Consider the following 22,780-nt stretch of genomic DNA (forward strand, 5'->3'; position numbering starts at 1 on the left):
AGGGAACGTCCACCATGCCGGACCCCGCCGTCCCTCCCACCCCGCCGGTCCCGCTGGCGGCCCTGCTGGCCCGCGAGGATCTCGCCCTGCGGCAGATCGCGGGGCCGTGCGACCCGGAGATCGTCATCCACTGGGCGCACACCTCGGAGATGGCGGACCCGTACCCGTACCTGCTGGGCGGCGAGCTGCTGCTGACGGCCGGGGTGCACATCCCTGAGGCGGCCGGCTCGGGCACCTACTTCGACGACTACGTCGCCCGGATCGTCGCCGCGGGCGGCGCGGCCCTCGGCTTCGGGGTGGCGCCGGTGCACGACACGGTGCCGCGGGCGCTGGTCGCGGCCTGCGAGGCGTACGAACTGCCGCTGGTGGAGGTCCCGCCGCAGACCACCTTCTCGGGCGTGGCCCGCGCGGTCTGGCAGCTGATGGCCCAGGCCCGCCTCGCCGAACTCCGCCGCGTCACCGAGGCCCAGCAGAGCCTGGCCGCCGCGGCCTCCCGCCCCGACCCGATCCCCTCCGTCCTGCGCCGGCTCGCCCAGCGCGTGGACGGCCGGGCCGTGCTGTACGGGCCGGAGGGAACCGAGATCGCGGCGGCGGGGCGGACGGAGCCGGGGGGCGGGGTGCCGGAGGCGCTGGCCGGGTTGGCGGAGGTCGTGCGGCCGAGTACCGCGTCCCGGCGGCCCGGCCGGACGCCGCCGCGGCAGGGCGAGCCGCTCGCTGCGGACCGCACGGCCCCGGCCGTCGACGGCTCGGCGGGCTCAGGTGACACCGGCGGCTCGGCGGGCTCTGGTGACACCGGCGGCTCGGCGGGCTCTGGTGGCACCGGCGGCTCGGCGGGCTCTGGTGACACCGGCGCCCGCATCACTCCCGCCGCCGGTCCTGGTGCCACCGGCCTCCCCGCCCCCACCTCCGCCACCGACACCTTCGCCGGCACCCACCTCGCCGCCTACGCCCTCGGTGCCGGTCGGGGGTTCGTGCTCGGGGTGGCGGCGCCGCGGCGGGACGCCGGTGACCACACCATCGCCTCCGTCGCCGCCGTGCTGCTCGCGCTGCTCACCGGCGAGCAGCACAGCGGTTCGGGGGCGGCCAGGTCCTCGGCGCTGGTCCGGCTGTTGCTGGGTGCCGCGCCGGAGGCGGTCGCACCGCTGCTCGGCGGCGAGAGGTGGGTGGTCGTGCACGCGCGGCCGGACGGTCCCGTTCCCGACGCCGTGGCGGCCTCCGCCCTGGGGGCGTCGCTCGGGTCACCGCTGGTCGACCTGGCGCGGGACGTCGTACGGGTGCTGGTGCCGGCCGGTCGCGAACCGGCCGCGCAGGCCGGCTGGACGCTGGGCGTCAGCGCCGCCGTCGGTCCGGACGCGTGGGCGTCCGCCGACGGACAGGCCTCCCGGGCCCTCGCCCGGGCCCGGGCGACCCGCGCGCCGCTGGTCCGGCACGGCGCCCGCCCGGCCCTCGCCGACCTGGTCCCCGAGGAGGAGGCCGAGGCGCACGCCCGGGCGCTGCTGGCGCCTCTCACGCCGGTGCTCGCCGAGACGCTGCGCGGCTGGCTGTCGCTGCACGGCAGCTGGGACCGTACGGCGGTGGCGCTGGCCGTGCACCGCAACACCGTGCGGCAGCGCATCGCCAGGTGCGCGGCGCTGCTGGCGGTGGACCTGGACGATCCGGACGTACGGATGGAGCTGTGGTTCGCGTTGCGGCGGCTCTGACCTCCCCGTGGACCCGTCACGTGACCCACATCGCAGCGTGCGGGACGACGGGTGTTCGCACCGGGCTCTGCCTCACAATGGGGGCATGCCGATATCCGGGACACCCAGCCGCGACGAGCTCGTCGAGCACCTTGTGAAGACCCGTATCGCGGGCGACGTCGCCACGCCGCGCGAGAACAACCTCTCCCACTACCGCCAGCTCGCCAACGGCGTCCGCAACTTCTGGCTCGGCCTGGAGCTCGGCGACCGCTGGACGGACGAGCAGGACGTGCTCGCGGTGATGGCGGAGCGGGTGGGTGTCAACGACGACCCGGAGTACCGCTACGGCCAGGACACCATCGACCCCGAGCTGACGGTGGCCGGCCTGGAGCGGATGGCGGGCCGGCTGCGCAAGGCGGCCGACGGGCAGCAGCGGGTCCTGTTCGCGACCGGCCACCCCGGCGGCCTGCTGGACGTGCACCGGGCCACGGCCGCCGCGCTGCGCACGGCGGGCTGCGAGATCGTGGTCATCCCGGACGGGCTGCAGACGGACGAGGGGTATGTCATGCAGTTCGCGGACGTGGCGGTCCTGGAGCACGGCGCCACCCTGTGGCACACGCACTCCGGCGAGCCGATGAAGGCCATCCTCACCGCGCTGGAGCGGGCCGGCCGCCCGCTGCCCGACCTGGTCGTCGCCGACCACGGCTGGGCGGGCTACGCGGGGCAGCACGGCGTCGACTCCATGGGATACGCCGACTGCAACGACCCGGCGCTGTTCCTCGCCGAGTCCGAGGGCACGGTCCAGGTGTCGGTCCCGCTCGACGACCACGTGGTCAGCCCGCGCCACTACGACCCGATGACGGCGTACCTGCTGTCGGAGGCGGGACTGGCCTGAGCCCTCAGCGTCTGGGGGCGCGGACCACGCCTTCCTGGATGACCGAGAGGGCGAGCTGCCCGTCCTGCGTGTAGATGCGGGCCTGGCCGAGGCCGCGGCCGCCGTGGGCCGAGGGTGACTCCTGGTCGTAGAGGAGCCATTCGTCGGCGCGGAACGGGCGGTGGAACCACATCGCGTGGTCCAGGGAGGCCCCGACGACGTCGCCGACCGCCCAGCCGCCGCGGCCGTGCGCGAGCAGGACCGAGTCGAGCAGCGTCATGTCGGAGACGTAGGTGGCGAGGACGACGTGCAGGAGCGGGTCGTCGGCGAGTTTGCCGTTGGTGCGGAACCAGACCTGGGAGTGCGGCTCGCGCGGCTCGCCGAAGGCGCCGTACGGCGGCTCGTCGACATAGCGCAGGTCGATCGCCTCGCGGGCCTCCAGGAACTTCTCCACGACCTCGGGGGCGAGGTGGCCGTAGCCGCGCAGCCGCTCCTCGGAGGTGGGCAGCGTCACGGGATCGACGGAGGGCGGCATGGGGGCCTGGTGGTCGAAGCCCTCCTCGTGCCGCTGGAAGGAGGCGGACAGCGCGAAGATCGGCTGTCCGTGCTGGACGGCGACGACGCGGCGCGCGGTGAAGGAGCGGCCGTCGTTCATGCGGTCGACCGTGTAGACGATCGGCGCGCCGGGGTCGCCGGGGCGCAGGAAGTACGCGTGGAGCGAGTGGGCGAGGCGGTCCTCGGGGACCGTCCGCCCGGCGGCGACGAGCGCCTGGGCCGCCACCTGCCCGCCGAAGACGCGGGGGACGACGGCGGACCGGGACCGGCCGCGGAAGATGTTCTCCTCGATCTGCTCGATGTCGAGCAGATCGAGGAGACTCTGTAGTGCCTGACTCATGCAGTCATTTCTACTGGTCAGTGTTTTCCTGAGCCTTACAGACCCATGTCCTTCGCGATGATCGTCTTCATGATCTCGCTGGTGCCGCCGTAGATGCGGTTGACGCGGTTGTCCGCGTACAGGCGGGCGATCGGGTACTCGTTCATGAAGCCGTAGCCGCCGTGCAGCTGGAGGCAGCGGTCGATCACGCGGTGCGCGACCTCGGTGCAGAACAGCTTGGCGCTGGCGGCCTCGGCGGGCGTCAGCTCGCCGGCGTCCAGGGCCTCGAGCGCGCGGTCGGCGACGGCCTCGGCCGCGTCCACCTCGGCCTGGCAGGCGGCCAGTTCGAACTTGGTGTTCTGGAAGGAGGCGACGGTCTTGCCGAAGACGGTGCGGTCCTGCACGTACTCCTTGGCGAACCGGACGGCCGCCTTGGCCTGCGCGTAGGCGCCGAAGGCGATGCCCCAGCGCTCGGAGGCCAGGTTGTGGCCGAGGTAGTAGAAGCCCTTGTTCTCCTCGCCGAGAAGGTCCTCGACGGGCACCTTGACGTCGACGAACGCCAGCTCGGCGGTGTCGGAGGTCTTCAGGCCGAGCTTGTCGAGCTTGCGGCCGACGGAGTAGCCCTCGGACTTGGTGTCCACGGCGAACAGGGAGATGCCGAAGCGGCGGTCATCGGCGGTGGGCGCGGAGGTGCGGGCGCAGACGATCACGCGGTCGGCGTGGACGCCGCCGGTGATGAAGGTCTTGGAGCCGTTGAGGACGTAGTGCGTGCCGTCCTCGCTCAGCTTGGCGGTGGTCTTCATGCCCGCGAGGTCGGAGCCGGTGCCCGGCTCGGTCATCGCGAGGGCCCACATCTCCTCGCCGGAGACGAACTTCGGCAGGAACCGCTTCTTCTGCTCGTCGGTGGCGAGCATCTTGATGTACGGCAGGCCGAGCAGCACGTGCACACCGGAGCCGCCGAACTGGACGCCGGCGCGGGCGGTCTCCTCGTACATGACGGCTTCGAACTTGTACGAGTCGATGCCGGCGCCGCCGTACTCCTCGTCGACGCGGATGCCGAAGACGCCGAGCTCGGCGAGCTTGTAGTAGAAGTCGCGCGGCGCCTGGCCGGCGGCGAACCACTCGTCGTAGACCGGGACGACCTCGGCCTCGATGAACGCCCGGAGGGTCTCCCGGAACGCCTCGTGATCCTCGTTGAACACCGTACGGCGCACCGCCGCCACCCTTCCTTGCGCCTAAACCGGCGCCGCTCTCGCGTACGTGGTTGCTCGCCGTCGGGGTCCTCGACCGATCGTCGCGACCCCATGGCTAAGCGCTTGCTCATCCAAGGTACCGGCGAGTAGGGAGCCGCGTCCACGTAATGCTCGTCACGCCCGCCCGGCCGGAGACAACTCAGAGGCGGCAGGCGTGGATCGAGGCGGTCAGGATGGCCCGGGCGCCCGCCGCGTACAGGTCGTCCATGATCTGCTGGGCGCGGTCGGCGGGGACCATCGCGCGGACGGCGACGCGGCCCCTGGTGTGCAGCGGGGAGATGGTCGGGGACTCCAGGCCGGGCGTGAGGGCGATGGCCCGTTCCAGGTGCTCGGCCGGGCAGTGGTAGTCCATCATCACGTAGGAGCGGGCGACGAGAACCCCCTGGAGACGGCGCAGGAAGCGCCGGGCCGTGGTGGCGTCGTCGCCGGACGCGTCGGCACCCGCGCGGCGGACGACGATCGCCTCCGAGCTCATGATCGGCTCGCCGATGACCTCCAGGCCCACGTTGCGCAGACTCGCCCCGGTCTCCACCACGTCGGCGACGACCTGGGCGACGCCCAGCTCGATGGCGTTCTCCACGGCACCGTCGAGGTGCACGACCGAGGCGACGACACCGGCCTGCGCCAGGTGCTTGGCGACGACGCCCTCGTACGAGGTGGCGATCGTCATGCCGTCGAAGTCCTCGACGCCCCGCGCCGTGCCGGGCCGGGCGGCGAAGCGGAACGTGGAGCGGGCGAAGCCCAGCGACAGGATCTCCTCGGCGCCCGCGGCGGAGTCGACGAGCAGGTCACGGCCGGTGATGCCGAGGTCCAGGCGGCCGGCGGAGACGTACACGGCGATGTCGCGCGGGCGGAGATAGAAGAACTCCACCTCGTTGACCGGGTCGACGAGGGCGAGCTGTTTGCTGTCCTCGCGCTGCCGGTACCCCGCCTCACGCAGCATCTCCATCGTGGGTCCGGACAACGAGCCCTTGTTGGGCACGGCTATGCGCAGCATGCGTCGGCTTCCTTCGCCTCGGTTTCCCATTACGTCAGGTGTCGGCCGTGCTCTGGTCGCGGAGGGTCAGCACCGCCGCGACCTCGGCGCCGCTGGACGCGTTGATCGTCGACCGGGGCCGGGGTGTCGCCTGGCGCAGGAACACCCCGGCGTAGGTGCCGCCGAAGACCAGGGGTGCCAGGACGATCTCGCGCTCGGGGGTGATCCGGGCGCCGGGCACCGACACCACGGCCGGGTGCTGGCGCGCCTGGAGGACGTACCGTTCGTCGGCGTCGGCCAGCCGGTCCCGCAGCAGGGCGCGCCACTCGTCGTCGCCCGTGCCGGAGCCGAACACCAGGTCCTTGCCGCCGTAGGCGGAGGCCGGCTTGCAGATCAGCGACTCCCGCTCGGCGACCGCCCGGTCGAGGGTCTCGGCACGCAGGCGGAACGTCACCGGCACGTACCGGCGGACCAGGGACCGCTCGTCCTCGCCGAGCAGGCCGTCGAACGCCTCGTCGTGGAGCAGCGCCAGGTTGCCCTTGTTGTCGTGGAGGGCGGCGGCGGGCGACCCGATGAAGTCCACCAGTCCGGCGGCGTCGAGTTCCATGAGCCTGCGGGTGAGCGCGGGCGGCACGAACTCCTTGGTCTCGTGCCAGGTGTACGCGGTGAAGACGGCGTCCACCGGCTCGCCCTCGAACCGTACGCCGGTGTCGGTGAGCTCCAGGTCGCCGATGAGCCCGCAGCTGATGTGGTGGCCCGCGGAGCGGATCATGTCGACGAAGAACCGGCGGCCGCCGTCCAGGTCGGCCGGGTCGGCGGTCGCCTCGAACACCCGCAACGGCCCCTCCCCGCGCGCCCGGGTCAGCCCCGCGAAGACCTCCAGCCAGATCGCCGCCGTGTCCGGGGCGTCCACGGCGAGCCCGCGCTCCGCCAGGAAGGCCGCGTACGCCGACTCCCGGGTGGCGGCGGTGTACGGCGCGAGCGTGCTGAGCCCGCCGAGCGAGGTGGCGACGTTCAGCTCGACCAGCTTCAGGCCGTCGTCGGTCAGCACCAGGTCCGGGCGCATGAAGGCGGTGGCGACGCGCCGCAGCCGCGGCTGCCGCAGCGCCTCGCCCATGAGGGCGGCGTCCTCGGCCGGAACCCCCAGGTAGTCGACCCACGCGTCGAGGTCCTCCCCGAAGACCCGCCGCGGGAAGCCGGAGATCAGCTCGGCGAGGCGCACTCCGGCCGTCGCCGTCTCGGACGCGGCGTCGGCGGTGAACACCTGCGGAGGGTAGGCGGTTCCCCAGCCGGGCCGCCACAGCGCCTTCTCGAACCGTTCCCGGTCGGGCCCGGCCTCCTGCCCGGCCGCGAAGTCGTCCCACGCCGCCAGGGCCCGCGGGTCGGCCCAGGACCAGGCGCTCACGTCAGCTTCCCGGCGGTGCGCAGCGCCTCCAGCACGGTGTTGACCGCGTCGGACGACTTGTCCTCACCGGTCGCGAGCTGGTGGTAGCTCAGGCCGCCCGGGTTCACCATGTTGACCTCGATGACATAGGGGTACGCCAGGTCGATGCCCGAGTAGAAGATGCCGAGGTCCATCAGCCGCTTGCCGAGGGCGCGGACGAACTCGTCCTCCTCCGCGGTCAGTTCCAGCTTCGCGAAGCGGGCGCCGAGGGTGGCGTTCGAGCGGTTGTCGTGCTCGGGGTGGAAACGGAGGAAGCCGGAGACCGGTTCACCGCCGGCGATGATCACGCGCTTCTCGTTGTCGCGGACGTTGGGGATGTACTCCTGGACGGCGGTGTGCCGCTTGGCCATGCCGATGATGTCGCGGCCGTACCGCCCGTAGCGCGACATCGCGTTGCCGGTGGCCGAGCCCAGCAGTGCCGAACGGTTGCGGTCGTACTTGTTGACGACGAACACGTCCGCGCCGCAGCCGTCGTTGGTCGGCTTGACCACCCAGGAACGGTCGGGGTCGGACTCGACCAGGTCGTTCAGGAAGTCGAAGTCGTTCGTCACGTACGACTTCGGCAGGTGCTCGCCCGGCACGATGGCGACCAGGTTGGTCTTGGTGTTCAGGTAGAACAGCGCGGACGCGTCGTTGACGAACGGCACCCGCTGGTTGAGCAGCCACAGCAGCTGGAAGGAGTCGTTGCCCGCCTCCGGATGGGTGCCCGCGAGCACCCACACCAGGTCGAACTCCTCGGCGGAGGCGTAGGACTCGCTCAGCGACGGGAAGTCGCCGCCGGAGGTGAACTCGTCGGTCACCTTCATGCGGTCGCAGACGACGACGGAGTCGTGCACGCTCAGCGTGTCGATGTCACCGATGTGCACCTCGTGACCCTCGCGGTACAGGGCACTGGGAATGATCGAGTGGTTGTCGAGTTCGAACTTGGACGCCTCGGAGACGAGGACGAGGATCTTGTACGGCAACTCAGGACACCTGTTCTGGAGATACTGGGGGAAAATAAGGGCTGTTCAGGCCTTCGCCGTGAGCGTGCGCACCGCGCGGGCCAGGTTGGTCTCGAGCTCGTCGCGGGTGTTGCCGGTGGCGACGACGAAGCCGTGCCGGTCGGCCGACCTGCGGACCTCCGGCGGCTGCTCGCCGGCCGCGACGGTGATGGCCGTCTCGGCGACGCCCGGCAGCGAGGCGACGAGTTCGGTGCTGATGCCCGGCATCGGGACCGTGCGGTCGTAGGTGACGTAGCGGATGCCGGCGACCTGCTTCCGGGTGGCCGCGGCGGGTGTCGGCAGGCCGAAGACGGCGGTCATCATCTGCGCGAACACGTCCTCGCCGAGGGCGAGGACCAGAAGATCGCTGATCCGGTCGCCGCCGGGGCGGCCGTGGGACTCGATGAGACGCGGGCCGGTCTCGGTGAGCATGACCTCGGTGTGCGAGGGGCCGTAGCGGTAGCCGATCGCGTCCAGCATCCCGGTGACGAGGTCGGTGATCGCGGCCTCGGACGCGGGATCGAGCCGTACCGGCAGGGTGTGGCCGGTCTCGACGAAGTGCGGGGCGCCGGTGGTGGTCTTCTCCGTGATCGCCAGGATGCGGTGCCCCTCCACCGAGCTGACCGCCTCCACGCTGTACTCGGCGCCGACCAGGAACTCCTCCACGATGTGCGGGGTGTCGAAGCTCAGGGCGGCGAGGTACCGCTCCGTCTCCTCCCGGTCCGCCAGGTACCGCACACCCGAACTCCCGGTGCCGTCCACCGGCTTGACCACACAGGGGAAGCCGATCCGCTCGACGGCGGGGCGCAGCTCCTCCTCGGTCGCGCAGGTCACGTGCGCGACCGGGGCACCGGCGCGATCGCCGACCTCGGCCCGCAGCCTCGCCTTGTCCTTGAAGGCGGCGAGTGCCTCGGGCGGGTTCCCGGGCCAGCCCAGGCGCTCGTTGACCACCGCCGAGGTCGCACAGCCCAGCTCTCCGAAGCCGAAGCAGCTGACGGGTGCGGGCAGGTCGAGGGCGCGCAGCTGCTCGACGAGCCGGTCGACGTCGGTGATCCACGGGCTGCGGAGGACCGGCTCGGGGGCGTTGCCGGGCAGCGGTGCCTCCGGATCGCCGACGACGATCACCGAGAAGCCGAGTTTCTGGGCGGCGGTGACGACCAGATCGCGGGGGTTGAGCAGGACGGCTGTCGGCCGGGTGTCAGGCATGCTGCGTGTGCACCTTCGGTAGGAGGAATGAGGTGGCTGCGGCGGCGAGGGAGAACACGACGAGCACCAGCCAGACGCCCGTGCCGCCGTGCAGTGACTGGAGGAGGTAGCCGCCCATGCTGGATCCCAGGAGGCTGCCCACGGCCCCGGCGGCGCTCATGGTGCCGAGGGCGAGTCCGGTGCGGCGGACGGAACTGACCTTGACGGCCTGCTCGTCGAGGCTCGGGGCGATCAGCATCTCGGCGACGGTGACCGGCAGGACGAAGGCGAGCAGGGAGTACCAGCCGGCGAGCGGGATGAACACGGCGTAGGCGCAGGCGAACGCGACGAAGCCGACGACGAGCAGGGTGCGGGTGGCGGCCTTGCCGAACACGTGGTGCAGCAGCGTGTACTGGAACAGCACGCACAGCACTCCGTTGAGGGTGAAGACGACCGAGATCGCCTCGGTGCTCCCGGTCAGTTCCTTGGCGGTGATGGGCAGCAGCACGTTGAGCTGGCTGTAGATGGCCCAGAACGCGGCGCCGACCAGGCACAGCGGCACCCACCGCCAGCGCTCCCACTGCGGCGGGCCGTCATCAGGCGGGCCGGCGGCCGCCGGGCCGTTCTTCGCCGCCTCGGTGGCGGCAGGCGGCTCGGACAGCGCCCGCGCCGCCGGGCGGAGCGTCAGCCGTATGCCGAGGAGCAGGTGCGACAGCACGCAGGCGGCGAGGATGTAGGAGAAGCCGAGGGGGTAGACCACCGCGCCGAGCGCCGGTCCGGCGACCACGCCGATGTTCACGAAGGTCGAGCGCAGCGCCAGCATCTCGCGCGGCTGGACACTGTCCTCCCGCACCAGCAGCGTCTTGATGGACAGCCCCAGCAGGGAGCCGCCGACACCGATGGCCGCGATACCGGCGACCAGCGGCACCATCCGGCCGCCGTCGCCGAGCGCGAGCAGCAGATAGCCGACGATGCGCAGCGCGAACCCGCTGGTCAGCACCACGCGGGTGCCCAGCCGGTCCACGATCAGCCCGCACACGAGGGAGAAACCCTGGCTGCAGAAGGCGAGCAGGCCCACCAGGAAGCCGACCCGCCCCGCCGGAAGGCCCTCGGCGGTGAAGTGGATGGCCAGCAGCGGCAGGAACATGAACGTCGTGAGGCCGGTGACGAGCACGGCCACCAGCAGCGCCCGCCCGTTCGCCGACGTCCGGCGCCAGGTCTTCATGACGCGCGGGCTTCTTCCGCGGCTTCCGTTTCCTCTGCTGCGTCCGCTTCTTCCAGGTTCTCCATCAGCCAGGTCTCCGCCTGGAGCAGCCGCTCCTCGACCTCGGCGAGATCGCGGCCGCCGACGATGACGAAGCACAGGAACGAGGTGCTGTTCTGCGCGACGGCACCGGGGGCCAGCTTCTCGTTGACCTCGTAGTGCCGCACCCACGGGAACGGGGGCCGGCGCGGCGCGCGTACGGGGCGGCCCTGCGGCAGGATCGAGATCGAGCCGTGCACCTCGGCGGGCGGTGCGGCCGGGGGCGGGTCGACGGGCAGGCCGCAGGACTGGCGCAGCCAACTGGCGTGCAGGTCCACGCCGTAGGTGAGGCGGGTGAGTGCGGGGATACGGTCGCCGCCGACGCGGGAGGCGATCTCGCACAGCACCAGTTCGTCCTCGGGGGTGTGGAACACCTCCAGGTGGTAGGCGCTGGTCTCGGGGACCTCGAAGGCCTCCAGGACGCGGTCGAGGAACTCCTCCAGGCGTCCGGCGAACTTCTCCTCGGGGTGCAGCTGGATCGAGCCGTTGTTCTCGCCGGAGAAGACGCCGAGGCAGCTGCGCACATAGCGGGAGGAGGCGACGAACCGGTAGCCGGGGGCCAGGACCGCGTCGACGTGGTACATCCGTCCCTCGACGAAGTCCTCGACCATCAGGTCCTCGCGCCAGTGCCGGCGGCTGAACTCCATCAGGTCGTCCTCGCCGCGCAGCACCGAGATGTCGCGGGAGCCGCCCTGCTTCACCGGCTTGACCACGACCGGGTACGCGTGGGCCGCGATGAAGCCGGTGAGATCGGTGATGGTCTCCAGTCGGGCGAAGGCGGCCGTCGGGACGGTACGGCTCGCGACCTCCTTCATCACGACCTTGTCGCGGAAGGACAGGGCGCTCGCCGCGGACTGGCCGGGAATGCCGAGGTCCTCGCGGATGCGGGCGACCCGTTCCAGGTCGTACTCGTTGTCCGTGATGAGGTGGGTGAACGGCTGCTCCGCGGCGAGCTGCCTGATCCGCAGTTCCGGGTAGGGAACGAACTCGCAGTCGGGTACGTGTTCGTAGCGGGCGAAGGCGTCGGTGTTGTGCAGCTCGTTGTGGGTGAACACGTGGAGGGTGTCCGCCAGTTCCGGCAGCATGGCGGCGTAGTCGCTCTTGGGGCCGTAGTTGATGACGGCGACACGGGTCATGGGAGGGGCCTCACAGTGGGATTCCGGGACATCAGGTCTGCAGCGCGAAGACGGGCAGGTCGTCCTGGACGTCGTACGGGCGGCGGGCCCAGTCCATGGCGCACCAGGGGCCGGTCATGTCGGCGAGATCGGTGATGATCTCGGGGCGGTACGCGGGGTCGTCCTCGACGGGGCCGTCGGGCGGGAAGACGCGGTCGACGTAGCGGTGTCCCGGGTCGGCGGCCAGGAACACGACGGGGCCGCTGTCGGGTTCGGTCGCGCGGATGTGGTTGGCGACCTGCCAGCCCGCGCCGGCGGAGAGGCCGGCGAAGACGCCCGTGGTGGCCAGGAGCCGGCGGCAGCCGGCGGCGGAGACGTCGAAGTTGATCCAGTGGATGTCGTCGTAGGCGCGGTAGTCGATGTTGCCGAACCGGATGCCGCTGCCGATGCCGGCGATGATGAACCCGTCGAGCGGGATGGTCTCCGAGCCGAACGAGCGGCTGCCGAAGGGCTGGATGCCGACCACCCGCGCGTCGCAGCCCGCCTCCCGCAGGTAGCGGCCCATCGCGCTGGTCGACGCGCCCGTGCCGACCCCGCCCACCAGGGTGACTCCGGCCGAACCGAGCTCCTTGACCACGGTGTTCGCGACGCTCTCGTAGCCGATGTAGTGCACGTCGTCGTGGTACTGCTGCATCCAGTACGCGTCCGGGTTGTCCTTCATGTAGGCGTGGACGAGCCGGACCCGGGTCTCCTGGTCGTGCTGGAGGCCGTCGTCGCCGGAGGACGGGACCTGGGTGTACGTCGCCCCCAGGTACTTGAGCTGGGTCCTGATGGCAGCGTCGACCGCCACGGAGGCGAAGATGTGGCATTTCAGGCCCAGTTCGCGGCAGACCAGCGCGAGGGCGTGGCCGTAGATGCCGCTGGAGCTGTCGACCAGCGTCTGGCCGGGGCGGATGACCTTGCGGTCGAGCAGGTCCTTGACCGCGGCCCGGACCGAGGTGACCTTCATGACCTCGAAGCGGACCACGTAGATCCCGTTGCCCAGGTCTATGAGATCCGGTTCTGACAGTTTCTCGGCGAATGAGGAGTACACCGCGTCCCTTTCCCATGACTGCGAATGCCGGTCGTCGACAGTCGAAAGGTAGGAGGCCGGGATCCCGGGGCATTCCCGATCCGTTCCCGGACCGTGCCGGGAAGATTTCCGGAATGAGGTGCGGAGGATCTTCGTCCATGACGAGACTTCAGCTTCGCGGAATGCCCGACGAGCTCCATCTGCCCCCTCCCGGACCACGCGTCTGCGACGCGGTCATGGAGCGGGCGGGGCAGCACCCCGACCGTCCCGCCGTGATCTGCGGCGACGACACCCTTTCGTACGGCGAACTCGCCGCGGCGGCTCTGCCGCTGGCCCGGGAGCTGGGTACGGACGGCCGGTACGCCGGCTCCCGCCGGATCGGGATCCGCTCGCACCGGACGGTCTCCACGGTCGCCCTCGCGCTGGGCGTCTCGCTGTCCGGCGGGTCCTTCGTGTTCCTGAACCCCGAGGCTCCGGACGATGTCGCCCGGCACATCCGGTCCTCGTCGGGGGTGTCGGTGGTCCTCGATCCGCGGACCGGGGAGCGGGTGACGTATCCCCGTGCGGACGCGGAGCCGGCCGCGGCCCCCGCACCGGAGGACGAGGCGTATGTGCTCTACACCTCGGGCACGAGCGGCAGGCCCAAGGGCGTCTCGGTCTCCCACAACAACCTGGCCGCCTCCAACGCCGCGCGGCTCACCGTGTACGACGGGTTCGGCACCCCCGTGTTCCTGCTGCTGTCGCCGTTCCACTTCGACTCGTCGGTGGCCGGGATCTGGGGCACCCTGGCGGCCGGCGGCACGCTCGTCGTGGCCGGGGAGGACGAACGGCGCAACCCGCGGGCGCTCGTCGGGCTGGTCGCCCGGCACGGCGTGACGCACACCCTGACGGTGCCGAGCTTCTACACCGAACTCCTGCACACGGTGCGGGAGGACGACCGGCTCGCCGGGGACCTGGCCTCGCTGCGGCTGGTGATCTGCGCGGGCGAGTCGCTGACGCGTGGCGTCATCGACCAGCACTTCGCGCTGCTGCCCGCGGTCAGCCTCGGCAACGAGTACGGGCCGACCGAATGCACCGTCTGGTCCACCTGCCGCGTCTACGACAAGCCCGCCGAGCCCACCATCGGCTTCCCTGTACCGGGCACCGCCGTCCACCTCCTCGACGGCCACCTGCGTGAGGTCCCGCCGGGCGAGGTCGGTCAGATCGCCGTCTCCGGCGTCGGCGTGACCCGGGGTTACGTCGGCGACGAGGCGGAGACGAGGGCCAGGTTCGTCGAGGTGGAGGCCGACGCCGGGCGGACCGTACGGGTCTATCTCACCGGCGACCTCGGACGCTGGTCGGACCGGGGCGGGCTGGAGTTCGTGGGGCGGCTCGACAACGAGGTCAAGATCCGCGGGGTGCGCGTGCACCTGGAGACGATCGAGGAGGCGCTGGCCGCGCATCCCGGCGTCCAGTCGGCCGCCGTCGCCTACGACACCGCGACGTCGGTCTGCTACGCCTTCGCCGTCAAGGAGCCCGGCGCCGAGGTCGACGCGGCGTCGGTACGCCGGTTCGTCACCGAGGCGCTCGGCGCCGCCGTCGTCCCCGACCGGATCCTGTTCGCCGACACCCTGCCGCGCTCCGCGCACGACAAGATCGACCGGGCGGCGCTGCTGGCGTCGGTGCGCACCGCCGTACCGAGGACGACCGCGGGGGACGGCCTCGCCGATCAGGTCGCGCAGGCCTGGGAGCAGATCCTCGGAGTCCCGGTGCGGCAGGGCGAGACCGGCACCTTCTTCGATCTCGGCGGCAACTCGCTGACCGTGCTCAAGCTGACCCGCGCCCTCGGGAAGATCGTCGGGCGGCCCGTCGGGGTCAAGCAGGTGTACCGCTGCGGCACGATCCCCCAGCAGGTGGACCTGCTGACCCGGTCGTGAGGGGGCACTCCTTGTCGTCGGTCACCTCCCTCGGCCCGATACGACGGTTCGGCTCCGCCGACGGCTCGCTCCCGGCCGTGCTGTGTTTCCCGCACGCCGGCGGCTGCGCGTCGTTCTTCCGGTCCTGGCAGTCGCTGCTGCCCGCGGCCCGGGTGCACGCCGTGCAGTACCCGGGGCGGGAGGACCGCGTCCTGGACGAGTCGCCGGCCCGGCTGCGCGACCTCGCCGAGGCCGTGGCCGGTCAGATCCTCGCGGGGTCCGAGCGGTACTCCGTGCTGTTCGGGCACAGCATGGGCGCGTACGTCGCCTTCGAGGTCGCGCACTGTCTGCGCGAGGCCGGAGCCGGCGTACCGACGCTGGTGGTCTCGTCCGCCGCGGCGCCCGCACTGCGGCCGCCCGTCCCCTTCGAGGACTCCGCGGACGTACTGCGGTATCTCGAACGCTACGAGCCGGTGAGCCCGGAGATCCGGCAGGACGAGGAACTGCTCGAACTGATCCTCGACTACATCAAGGACGACCTGCGTCTCGTCGCCCGGTACCGGGAGCATGCCGGCAAGCGGATCGACGCCCGGCTGGTGGCCGTGGTCGGCGAGGACGACATCCCGGAGATCCGGTCCCACACCGGGCAGTGGCGGGACCACACGGAAGGCGCGTTCGTCCCGGTGGTCACGCCGGGCGGGCACTTCTACCTGCGAGGCGATCCGCCCACCGGGCTGATCACCGCCGAGCTCGCTCGTTCCTGGGGGAAAGCACCGTGATCGACACAAGCACCGTGACCGACGGCATCCATGACGTGCGTGACGTCCAAGACGCGCATGACGTGCATGACGTGCATGACGTCCGCGACATCGGCCGGCTCGTCGACGGCGGGACCTACCGGCACGGCAACCCGTTCGGGCTGTGGCGCTGGATGCGGGAGAACGAGCCGGTGGTCCGCCACGAGCCGGGCGTCTTCCCCGCGTTCTGGTCGCTCACCCGGTTCGACGAGGTGAAGGAGGTGCTGCGGGACGCCGAGACCTTCAGCTCCTCCTCCGGCATCCTGCTGCGCCCGCTGGCCCAGGGCGAGGACCCCGGCAGCAACCGGACCCTGGCCCTGTCCGACCCCCCGCGTCACCAGCTGCTGCGAGGCGCCGTCGCGGGCTGGTTCGCGCCCAGGAACCTGCGGCGGCTGTCGGACTCCCTGGACTCGGCGGCGTACTCGATCGTCCGGTCGGCCGTCGCGGCCTCGCGGACCGACTTCGTCGGCGATGTCGCCGCGAAGCTGCCGATCGAGGTCGTCTGCTCGTTCCTGGGCGTTCCCGACGAGGACCGGCCGTCCCTCGTCCAGTGGTCGACGGACGCGTTCTGCGCCGGCACCGCCGAGGACCGCAGCATCGCCCACCTGGAAATCCTCGACTACTTCGGCGACCTGGTGGAGCGGCGGCGGGCCACGCCGGGCGAGGACCTGGTCAGCGTTCTCGCCGGCCTGACCCACCAGGGCGAGCACCTGCCCGTCGACGAGGTCGTCCTCAACTGCGACAACCTGCTCGTCGGCGGGACCGAGAACGTCCGGCTCGCCATGTCCGGCGGGATGCTCGCGCTGCTGGAGCACCCGGAGCAGTGGGCGCTGCTGCGCGACGACTTCGACAACGTGGTGAACACCGCGATCGACGAGATCCTGCGGTGGACGTCGAGCGCCACGCACATCATGCGCCGGGCGACCCGGGACGTGGAGCTGGGCGGGCGGCTGATCCGGCGGGGCGAGCTGGTGGTGTGCTGGCTGACGTCCGCGAACCGCGACCCGGCGCACTTCCCCGACCCCGACGTCTTCGACGTCCGCCGCGGCCCCAACCGGCACCTCGCCCTGGGCGCCGGCCCGCACTACTGCGTGGGCACCCAGCTGGCGAAGCTGGAGATCCGGGCCGTGCTGCGGGAGTTCTTCGCCCAGGTCGGCGACGCGGCCGTCTACGGCGAACCCGAGTACCTGGACTCCATCGTGGTGAACGGCCTGCGCGCGCTCCCGCTGCGGCTGACACCGCGCGGAACCGAATGAGAGACGAGATTCCGCTTTCCCCGGTACCGGTCCTTTCCCCGGACCGGTTCTTTCCCCGGACCGGTCCTTTCCCCGGTACCGGTCCGGGAAGCGATCGGGAACGGGCGCCGTGAGTATCCACACCACCGAAGGAAAACAGGGACGAAAGTCCACAGCACAAAGGTGGAACAAGATGCTCAGCAAGCTCGCCACGGTCGTGGGAATTCTCGCGCTGGCCGTCACCGTCGGGTTCGGATCCGCCGCGCCGGCCGCCGCGCACCCCGCGTTCGACCTGGGCGTCCTGGACAACGGAACCGGACCCGGAAGCGCCGGTTCCTGACCGGGTCAGACCGTGGACGACCGCTCCACAGGGACCTCCATTCCCTGGAAGAGGTCGTGTGCCCGCGTCCGGTGAATCCCGGACTCCTGGAAATCGCCCATGCCCTTGAGGACCTCCGCCATTCCGTCCAGGGCGTGGGCGATTTCTATGCGGTACTCGATGGTCACCGCGTGCCGGTGCGCGCTCGCGTGCAGTTCCAGCGCCAACGGGAGATCGCCACGCCGGCAGTGGAAGCGCCCGAGAAGGTTCTCCACGGTCGCGTTCCGGGTGGCGGTTCCCTTGGACTGGATCATCCGCAGCGCCTCGGCCGCGTACTCCGTCGCCCGCTCCACCGCGCCGAGCCGTTCACTCGCCTCCGCGGCGAGCGCGAAGGTGAGGGCCAGGTTCTCCGGCATCCGGGACTCGTCGCCCAGCTCCAGCGCCCGCTCCAGGCTGACGAGGGCCGCGGCATGCTGCCCCATGCCCAGCCGGGCCGTCGCCAGGTCCGTCAGGGCGATGATCTCCTCGCCGCGGGCCTCGGCGCCCTGGCAGAGGAACACCGCGCGTTCGGCCGCCGCCGCCGCGTCCTCGTACCGGCCGAACCAGGCGTACACCGAGCTCAGGTTGCACCAGGCGTAGGCCCGCTGGCGGCCGTCGGGCAGGTCCTCGTGCAGGTCGACGGCCTGCTCCAGATAGCGCCGGGCCTGCGCGAGATGGCCGAGGCAGCTGTGCAGGAGCCCCAGCATGTCGAGGCAGACGGCCTCGCCGCCGCGGTCACCGAGGCGCCGGGTGACGTCGAGAGCCTCCGTGGCGGCCGTGATCCCCTCCCGGAACCGGCCGAGCTTCCACAGCACGGCCGCCAGGTTCGTCAGGCTCAGGCGCAGGGTGCGGGGCGCGCCGAGCCTGCGGGCCGCGGACACCGCGACGCCCGCGGCCCGCCGGTACTCCTCCAGATAGCTGCGCGAGTTCAGATGGAAGATCAGGTTCCGGGCCAGGTGGACGGCATGGTGGTGGAAGTCCTCCTGTTCCGCGCGCTCCACGGCGGCGAGCAGCGTGACGTGTTCCCGGTCGAACAGCCCTTCCGCCTGGGCCGCGGTGGTGATCGCGGGCAGCTGGGCCGCCGCCGGAGCGCCGGACCGCTCACCGATCGGGGCCCGTCCCGGATAGAGGGTGCGGCAGGCTTTCTCGGTCACCGACAGGTAGTAGTCGAGCAGCCGCCCGAAGGCGGCCCGCTCCTCCTGGGGGCGCTGGCCCTGCAACCGCCGGGCGAAGCTGCGCACCAGGTCGTGGAACGCGTACCGGCCGATCTCGTACTGCTCGACCAGATGCATGTCCAGGAGGTGTTCCAGCACCTCCTCGGCCTCGCGCACCCCGGTGCCGAGCAGCGCCGCGGCCGAGTGGGCGTCGGTCTCGGTACCCGGGTGCAGGCCCAGCAGCCGGAAGGCGTCGCGCTGTTCGTCGTCCAGTGCCTGGTACGACAGCTGCAGCGTCGCCTCGACACTGTGGTCACCGGACTTCAGCTCGTCCAGCCGCCGGGCCTCGTCGCCGAGGCGGTCGACGAGGTGCCGCACGGTCCAGCGCGGCCGGCTGCGCAGCCGGGCGGTGGCGACGCGCAGGGCGAGCGGCAGCCGGCCGCACAGCGCGCTCAGCTCCGCCACGGCCTCCGGCTCGCCCGCCGCACGGTCCTCGCCGAGCGCCAGTTTGATCAGCTCCAGGCTGTCCGACGGCGACATCATCCCGATGGACAGCCAGTCGGCGCCGTCCAGCCCGACCATGTGGTTCCGGCTGGCGACCAGGACCAGGCAGCCCGTCGACGCCGGTATCAGCGGCCGGACCTGCGCGGCGTCCAGGGCGTTGTCCAGGACCAGCAGCACCCTGCGCCTGGCCAGGGTGGCCCGCCACAGGGCGACCCGGCCGTCCACGTCGTCGGGGATCCGCTCGCTCGGCACCCCCAGGGTGCGCAGCAGCGCGCCGATGACGACGGCCGGCCGGCGGGGTTCCTCGCCGGGGGTGAAACCGCGCAGGTCGACGTAGATCTGCCCGTCCGGATAGCGGTCGGCGAGACGGTGTGCGGCGCGTACGGCCAGGGAGGTCTTGCCGCTGCCGCCCATGCCGTCGATGGCGACGATACGGACGGTGCCGCCGTCGGTCAGCTCCGCGAACTCCAGCAGCCGGCGCAGTTCGCGGTCCCGGCCGGCGAAGTCCATCAGGTCGTGCGGCAGCGTGCAGGGCGCCATGGCCTGCGGTGCGGCCGGCCGGTGCGCGGCGGCCTCGGTCTCCTCCTGCTCCAGGGCGCCCGGCGCCACCGCGGCCAGTTCGGGGCTGTCGCGCAGGATCGCCTCGTACAGACGGGTCAGTTGCGGGCTGGGGTCGATGCCGAGCTCCTCGACGAGGAGGTCGCGGACCCGGCCGAACTCCTCCAGGGCCTCGGCCTGCCGCCCCGAGCGGTACAGCGCGACCATGAGATGGCCCCGCAGGGTCTCCCACAGCGGGTGCTCGGCGATGAGCTGGCGCAGATCCCCGACGAGCTCCCCCGACTCCCCGAGCGCGAGCCTGAGCTCGACGAGCTGTTCGACGGCGGCCAGCCGGCGCTCCTCCAGCACGGCGGAGGCGGCGGCGATCACCGAGCCTCCGCTGCCGGACATGACCGGGCCCCGCCACAACGCGAGCGCGGCCCGCAGCCTCCCCGCCGCCTCGGCCGTACGGCCGTTCTCCTGCGCCTCGCGCGCCTGTCGCAGCCGGAGCGAGAACAGACTGAGGTCCAGGTTCGCGGGGTCGACGTCCAGGCGGTACCCCGGACCTTCGGTGACGAGCAGCGAGCCGCCGTCCGGCATGCGCTGGCGCAGGTCGGCGATCGCCTTGCGCACCTGGTGGGCGGCGGTGCGCGGCGGTTCCTCGCCCCAGGCGGCCTCCACCAGCCGGGAAACGGGGACCATGCGCCCCGGCTCCAGCAGCAGCATGGTCAGGATCCGCTTGGGAACGGGTCCGCCCAGTTTCAGCCGGATGTCGCCGACCCTGACTTCCAAGGAGCCCAAGACGGCGAAGTGAACGTCCCCACCCACGCGATCCTCCCTCACTACCGCCTCCCCCGAGGCCCTGCGTACAGCCGTGCGGCTCAGAGCAGAGTATGCGCTGCGCATTCGGTTGCATACAAAGTGCAACCCTCTCGGAGGATTACGCGCGCCCCCTGGGCCTGTCCGGCGGACCACGTCGCAGGACAGCCGCGGCGCCTCATCGACGCAGGTGAGCGGGGCCTGGTGCGTCGAGCTGCACGGCGGAGGAGGGCGTCGACGCGATGAGGGGCCCCCGAGGGGCCCCCGCTCGGGCGAAGTCGAGAGTGGGGAGTCGGCAACCGACTGCAACGCCACAGATCGGCGTGCCAGGCCCCGCGTCTGCGGCATGATCCGCCGGACAGGCCTACGCCACCCCGCCCGCCGCCCCGAACGCCCCCCGTGCCATCCGGTGCAGCAAGCCCGCCGTCACCGCCCGCCCGGGCAGCGCCCCCGGTCTTCCGAGGTGCGGCGTCGAGTTCAGGAGCCCGAACACCGAGTGCACGGCGGACCGCGCCGCCGGTTCACCGAGCGCCGGGTACACCTCCCGCACGACCTCCACCCACAGCTCGACGTACTGCCGCTGGAGCTGCCGCACCAGCTTGCGGTCGCTGTCCCGCAGGCGGTCCAGCTCGCGGTCGTGCAACGTGATCAGTGGGCGGTCGTCGAGGGCGAAGTCGATGTGGCCCTCGATGAGGGAGTCGAGGAGGGCATCGGCACCCACGCCGTCCGCCTCCTGGACGCGTCGCTTCGCTCCGGTCAGCAGCTGCCCGCTGATCCCGACCAGCAGCTCGGCGAGCATCGCGTCCTTGCCGGCGAAGTGGCGGTAGAGACCGGGGCCGCTGATGCCGACCGCGGCGCCTATCTCGTCGACACCGACGCCGTGGAAACCGCGTTCGGCGAACAGCCGCGCAGCCTCTTTGAGGATCTGCTCGCGGCGGGTGGGGGCGTCGGTTCTGGTGGCCATGGAAGTAATTCTAGACAGGGAGGTTAGCGGTCGTTAACCTGATGGAAATGGTTAACGCTCATTAACAGTCGATCGCTGGGTGAGGGGACCGCAGAATGCACGAGGCAGCGGAGCTGACGAGCGATGGGGGTCCCCCCGCGCGAGTCCTTTCGAGCGTGGGGGAAGATCCCGCGTCGGAGGCCTGGCGGGCCAACGAGAAAGCCCACCTCGCACTCGTCGAGGAGCTGCGCGGCAAGCTGGCCGCGGCCCGGCTGGGCGGTGGTGAGAAGGCGCGGGCACGGCACACCGCGCGCGGGAAGCTGCTGCCCCGGGACAGGGTCGACACGCTCCTCGACCCGGGCTCCCCCTTCCTGGAGCTGGCGCCCCTCGCGGCCGACGGGATGTACGACGGACAGGCACCGGCCGCCGGTGTCATCGCCGGGATCGGCCGGGTCGCCGGACGCGAGTGCGTGATCGTCGCCAACGACGCCACCGTCAAGGGCGGGACGTACTACCCGATGACGGTGAAGAAGCACCTGCGCGCGCAGGAGGTGGCGCTGGAGAACCGCCTCCCGTGCCTCTACCTCGTGGACTCCGGCGGCGCCTTCCTGCCCATGCAGGACGAGGTGTTCCCCGACCGGGAGCACTTCGGGCGGATCTTCTACAACCAGGCCCGGATGTCGGGGGCGGGGATCCCGCAGATCGCCGCGGTGCTCGGCTCGTGCACGGCCGGCGGGGCGTACGTCCCCGCGATGAGCGACGAGGCCGTGATCGTGCGTAACCAGGGGACCATCTTCCTCGGCGGTCCCCCGCTCGTGAAGGCCGCCACCGGCGAGGTCGTCACCGCCGAGGAGCTCGGCGGCGGAGAGGTGCACGCGCGCGTGTCCGGCGTCACCGACCACCTCGCGGAGGACGACGCGCACGCCCTGCGGATCGTGCGGACCATCGCCGCCACGCTCCCCGGGCGCGGCCCCCTGCCCTGGAAGGTGACCGAGGCGACCGAACCGAAGGTCGACCCGTACGGGCTGTACGGCGCGGTGCCGGCCGACTCCCGCACCCCCTACGACGTGCGCGAGATCATCGCGCGCGTGGTCGACGGTTCCCGTTTCGCCGAGTTCAAGTCCGAGTTCGGGCAGACCCTCGTCACCGGCTTCGCCCGCGTCCACGGCCACCCGGTCGGGATCGTCGCCAACAACGGCATCCTGTTCTCCGAGTCCGCCCAGAAGGGCGCCCACTTCATCGAGCTGTGCGACCAGCGCGGGATCCCGCTGCTCTTCCTGCAGAACATCTCCGGCTTCATGGTCGGCAAGGACTACGAGGCCGGCGGCATCGCCAAGCACGGCGCCAAGATGGTGACGGCGGTGGCGTGCACGCGCGTGCCGAAGCTGACCGTCGTGGTCGGCGGGTCGTACGGCGCGGGGAACTACTCCATGTGCGGCCGGGCCTACTCCCCCCGCTTCCTGTGGATGTGGCCCAACGCCAAGATCTCGGTCATGGGCGGCGAACAGGCCGCCTCCGTCCTCGCGACCGTCAAGCGCGACCAGTCGGAGGCCCGCGGGGAGATGTGGCCCGCGGAGGAGGAAGAGGCCTTCAAAGCACCGATCCGCGCGCAGTACGAGCGCCAGGGCAACGCCTACTACGCCACCGCCCGCCTGTGGGACGACGGGGTCATCGACCCGCTCGACACCCGGCAGGTGCTGGGACTGGCTCTGACCGCTTGTGCGAACGCCCCGCTGGGTGACCCCCAGTTCGGCGTCTTCCGGATGTGAGGGACTTCCAC

Annotated in this window: 18 protein-coding genes; 7 read left to right on the forward strand and 11 right to left on the reverse strand. The window is 71.6% G+C overall.

Features of this window, described 5'->3' with window-relative positions; all coding sequences use genetic code 11:
• Positions 1-14: 14 nt before the first annotated feature.
• Positions 15-1,700, forward strand: coding sequence for a PucR family transcriptional regulator ligand-binding domain-containing protein (locus ACZ5XS_RS06040; protein ID WP_468648205.1), 1,686 nt, complete (start codon positions 15-17; stop codon positions 1,698-1,700).
• An 85-nt stretch (positions 1,701-1,785) separates the two neighbouring features.
• Positions 1,786-2,574: a phosphatase gene (locus tag ACZ5XS_RS06045; protein WP_468648207.1), complete on the forward strand. Its 789-nt coding sequence runs from the start codon at positions 1,786-1,788 to the stop codon at positions 2,572-2,574.
• Positions 2,575-2,578: 4 nt separating this feature from the next.
• Here ACZ5XS_RS06045 and ACZ5XS_RS06050 read toward each other — a convergent pair whose 3' ends face one another.
• The 9 genes from ACZ5XS_RS06050 to ACZ5XS_RS06090 form a co-directional block, all read right to left on the reverse strand.
• On the reverse strand, positions 2,579-3,448 hold the full coding sequence (locus tag ACZ5XS_RS06050) for an acyl-CoA thioesterase (protein ID WP_217240273.1): 870 nt from the start codon (positions 3,446-3,448) through the stop codon (positions 2,579-2,581).
• Positions 3,449-3,483: 35 nt separating this feature from the next.
• Positions 3,484-4,641, reverse strand: a complete 1,158-nt coding sequence (locus ACZ5XS_RS06055; RefSeq protein ID WP_468648209.1) for an acyl-CoA dehydrogenase family protein — start codon at positions 4,639-4,641, stop codon at positions 3,484-3,486.
• A gap of 178 nt (positions 4,642-4,819) precedes the next feature.
• The gene (gene hisG, locus ACZ5XS_RS06060; RefSeq protein WP_217240271.1) at positions 4,820-5,677 is read right to left on the reverse strand and encodes an ATP phosphoribosyltransferase; all 858 of its coding nucleotides are present in this window, start codon (positions 5,675-5,677) and stop codon (positions 4,820-4,822) included.
• A gap of 34 nt (positions 5,678-5,711) precedes the next feature.
• Positions 5,712-7,061 carry a hypothetical protein gene (locus ACZ5XS_RS06065; RefSeq protein ID WP_468648211.1) on the reverse strand — a complete coding sequence of 450 codons (1,350 nt, stop codon included), beginning with the start codon at positions 7,059-7,061 and terminating at the stop codon, positions 5,712-5,714.
• Positions 7,058-8,065, reverse strand: a complete 1,008-nt coding sequence (locus tag ACZ5XS_RS06070) for an ATP-grasp domain-containing protein (RefSeq protein ID WP_468648213.1) — start codon at positions 8,063-8,065, stop codon at positions 7,058-7,060. Before ACZ5XS_RS06070 ends, ACZ5XS_RS06065 begins: the two co-directional genes overlap by 4 nt.
• 45 nt (positions 8,066-8,110) lie before the next feature.
• A complete protein-coding gene (locus tag ACZ5XS_RS06075; RefSeq protein WP_468648215.1) occupies positions 8,111-9,289 on the reverse strand; it encodes an ATP-grasp domain-containing protein in 1,179 nt (392 codons plus the stop codon).
• Positions 9,282-10,493: an MFS transporter gene (locus ACZ5XS_RS06080; protein WP_468648217.1), complete on the reverse strand. Its 1,212-nt coding sequence runs from the start codon at positions 10,491-10,493 to the stop codon at positions 9,282-9,284. The genes ACZ5XS_RS06075 and ACZ5XS_RS06080 overlap by 8 nt, the downstream gene beginning before the upstream one ends.
• Entirely contained in the window at positions 10,490-11,707 is a 1,218-nt protein-coding gene (locus tag ACZ5XS_RS06085; protein ID WP_468648219.1) for an ATP-grasp domain-containing protein, read from the reverse strand. Before ACZ5XS_RS06085 ends, ACZ5XS_RS06080 begins: the two co-directional genes overlap by 4 nt.
• A gap of 31 nt (positions 11,708-11,738) precedes the next feature.
• Positions 11,739-12,779 carry a pyridoxal-phosphate dependent enzyme gene (locus ACZ5XS_RS06090; RefSeq protein WP_468648221.1) on the reverse strand — a complete coding sequence of 347 codons (1,041 nt, stop codon included), beginning with the start codon at positions 12,777-12,779 and terminating at the stop codon, positions 11,739-11,741.
• Positions 12,780-12,916: 137 nt separating this feature from the next.
• Here ACZ5XS_RS06090 and ACZ5XS_RS06095 point away from each other — a divergent pair, with 137 nt between their 5' ends.
• From ACZ5XS_RS06095 to ACZ5XS_RS06110, 4 genes are all read left to right on the forward strand, one after another.
• Positions 12,917-14,674, forward strand: a complete 1,758-nt coding sequence (locus tag ACZ5XS_RS06095; protein ID WP_468648223.1) for a non-ribosomal peptide synthetase — start codon at positions 12,917-12,919, stop codon at positions 14,672-14,674.
• 11 nt (positions 14,675-14,685) lie between these two features.
• Positions 14,686-15,432 carry a thioesterase II family protein gene (locus ACZ5XS_RS06100; protein ID WP_468648225.1) on the forward strand — a complete coding sequence of 249 codons (747 nt, stop codon included), beginning with the start codon at positions 14,686-14,688 and terminating at the stop codon, positions 15,430-15,432.
• Positions 15,429-16,706: a cytochrome P450 gene (locus ACZ5XS_RS06105; RefSeq protein ID WP_468648227.1), complete on the forward strand. Its 1,278-nt coding sequence runs from the start codon at positions 15,429-15,431 to the stop codon at positions 16,704-16,706. The genes ACZ5XS_RS06100 and ACZ5XS_RS06105 overlap by 4 nt, the downstream gene beginning before the upstream one ends.
• Positions 16,707-16,878: 172 nt before the next feature.
• A complete protein-coding gene (locus tag ACZ5XS_RS06110; RefSeq protein WP_468648229.1) occupies positions 16,879-17,025 on the forward strand; it encodes a hypothetical protein in 147 nt (48 codons plus the stop codon).
• 5 nt (positions 17,026-17,030) lie between these two features.
• On the opposite strand, the gene ACZ5XS_RS06115 is transcribed toward ACZ5XS_RS06110, so the two are convergent.
• Positions 17,031-20,066 (reverse strand): AfsR/SARP family transcriptional regulator, encoded by a 3,036-nt coding sequence (locus ACZ5XS_RS06115; protein ID WP_468648231.1) that lies wholly within the window; start codon positions 20,064-20,066, stop codon positions 17,031-17,033.
• A gap of 355 nt (positions 20,067-20,421) precedes the next feature.
• Positions 20,422-21,021 carry an SACE_7040 family transcriptional regulator gene (locus ACZ5XS_RS06120; protein ID WP_217240260.1) on the reverse strand — a complete coding sequence of 200 codons (600 nt, stop codon included), beginning with the start codon at positions 21,019-21,021 and terminating at the stop codon, positions 20,422-20,424.
• A gap of 95 nt (positions 21,022-21,116) precedes the next feature.
• On the opposite strand from ACZ5XS_RS06120, the gene ACZ5XS_RS06125 reads away from it, so the two are divergent.
• Positions 21,117-22,769 (forward strand): carboxyl transferase domain-containing protein, encoded by a 1,653-nt coding sequence (locus ACZ5XS_RS06125; protein WP_468648233.1) that lies wholly within the window; start codon positions 21,117-21,119, stop codon positions 22,767-22,769.
• Positions 22,770-22,780: the final 11 nt, after the last annotated feature.

The sequence above is a fragment of the Streptomyces sp. NPDC033131 genome (assembly GCF_055578365.1).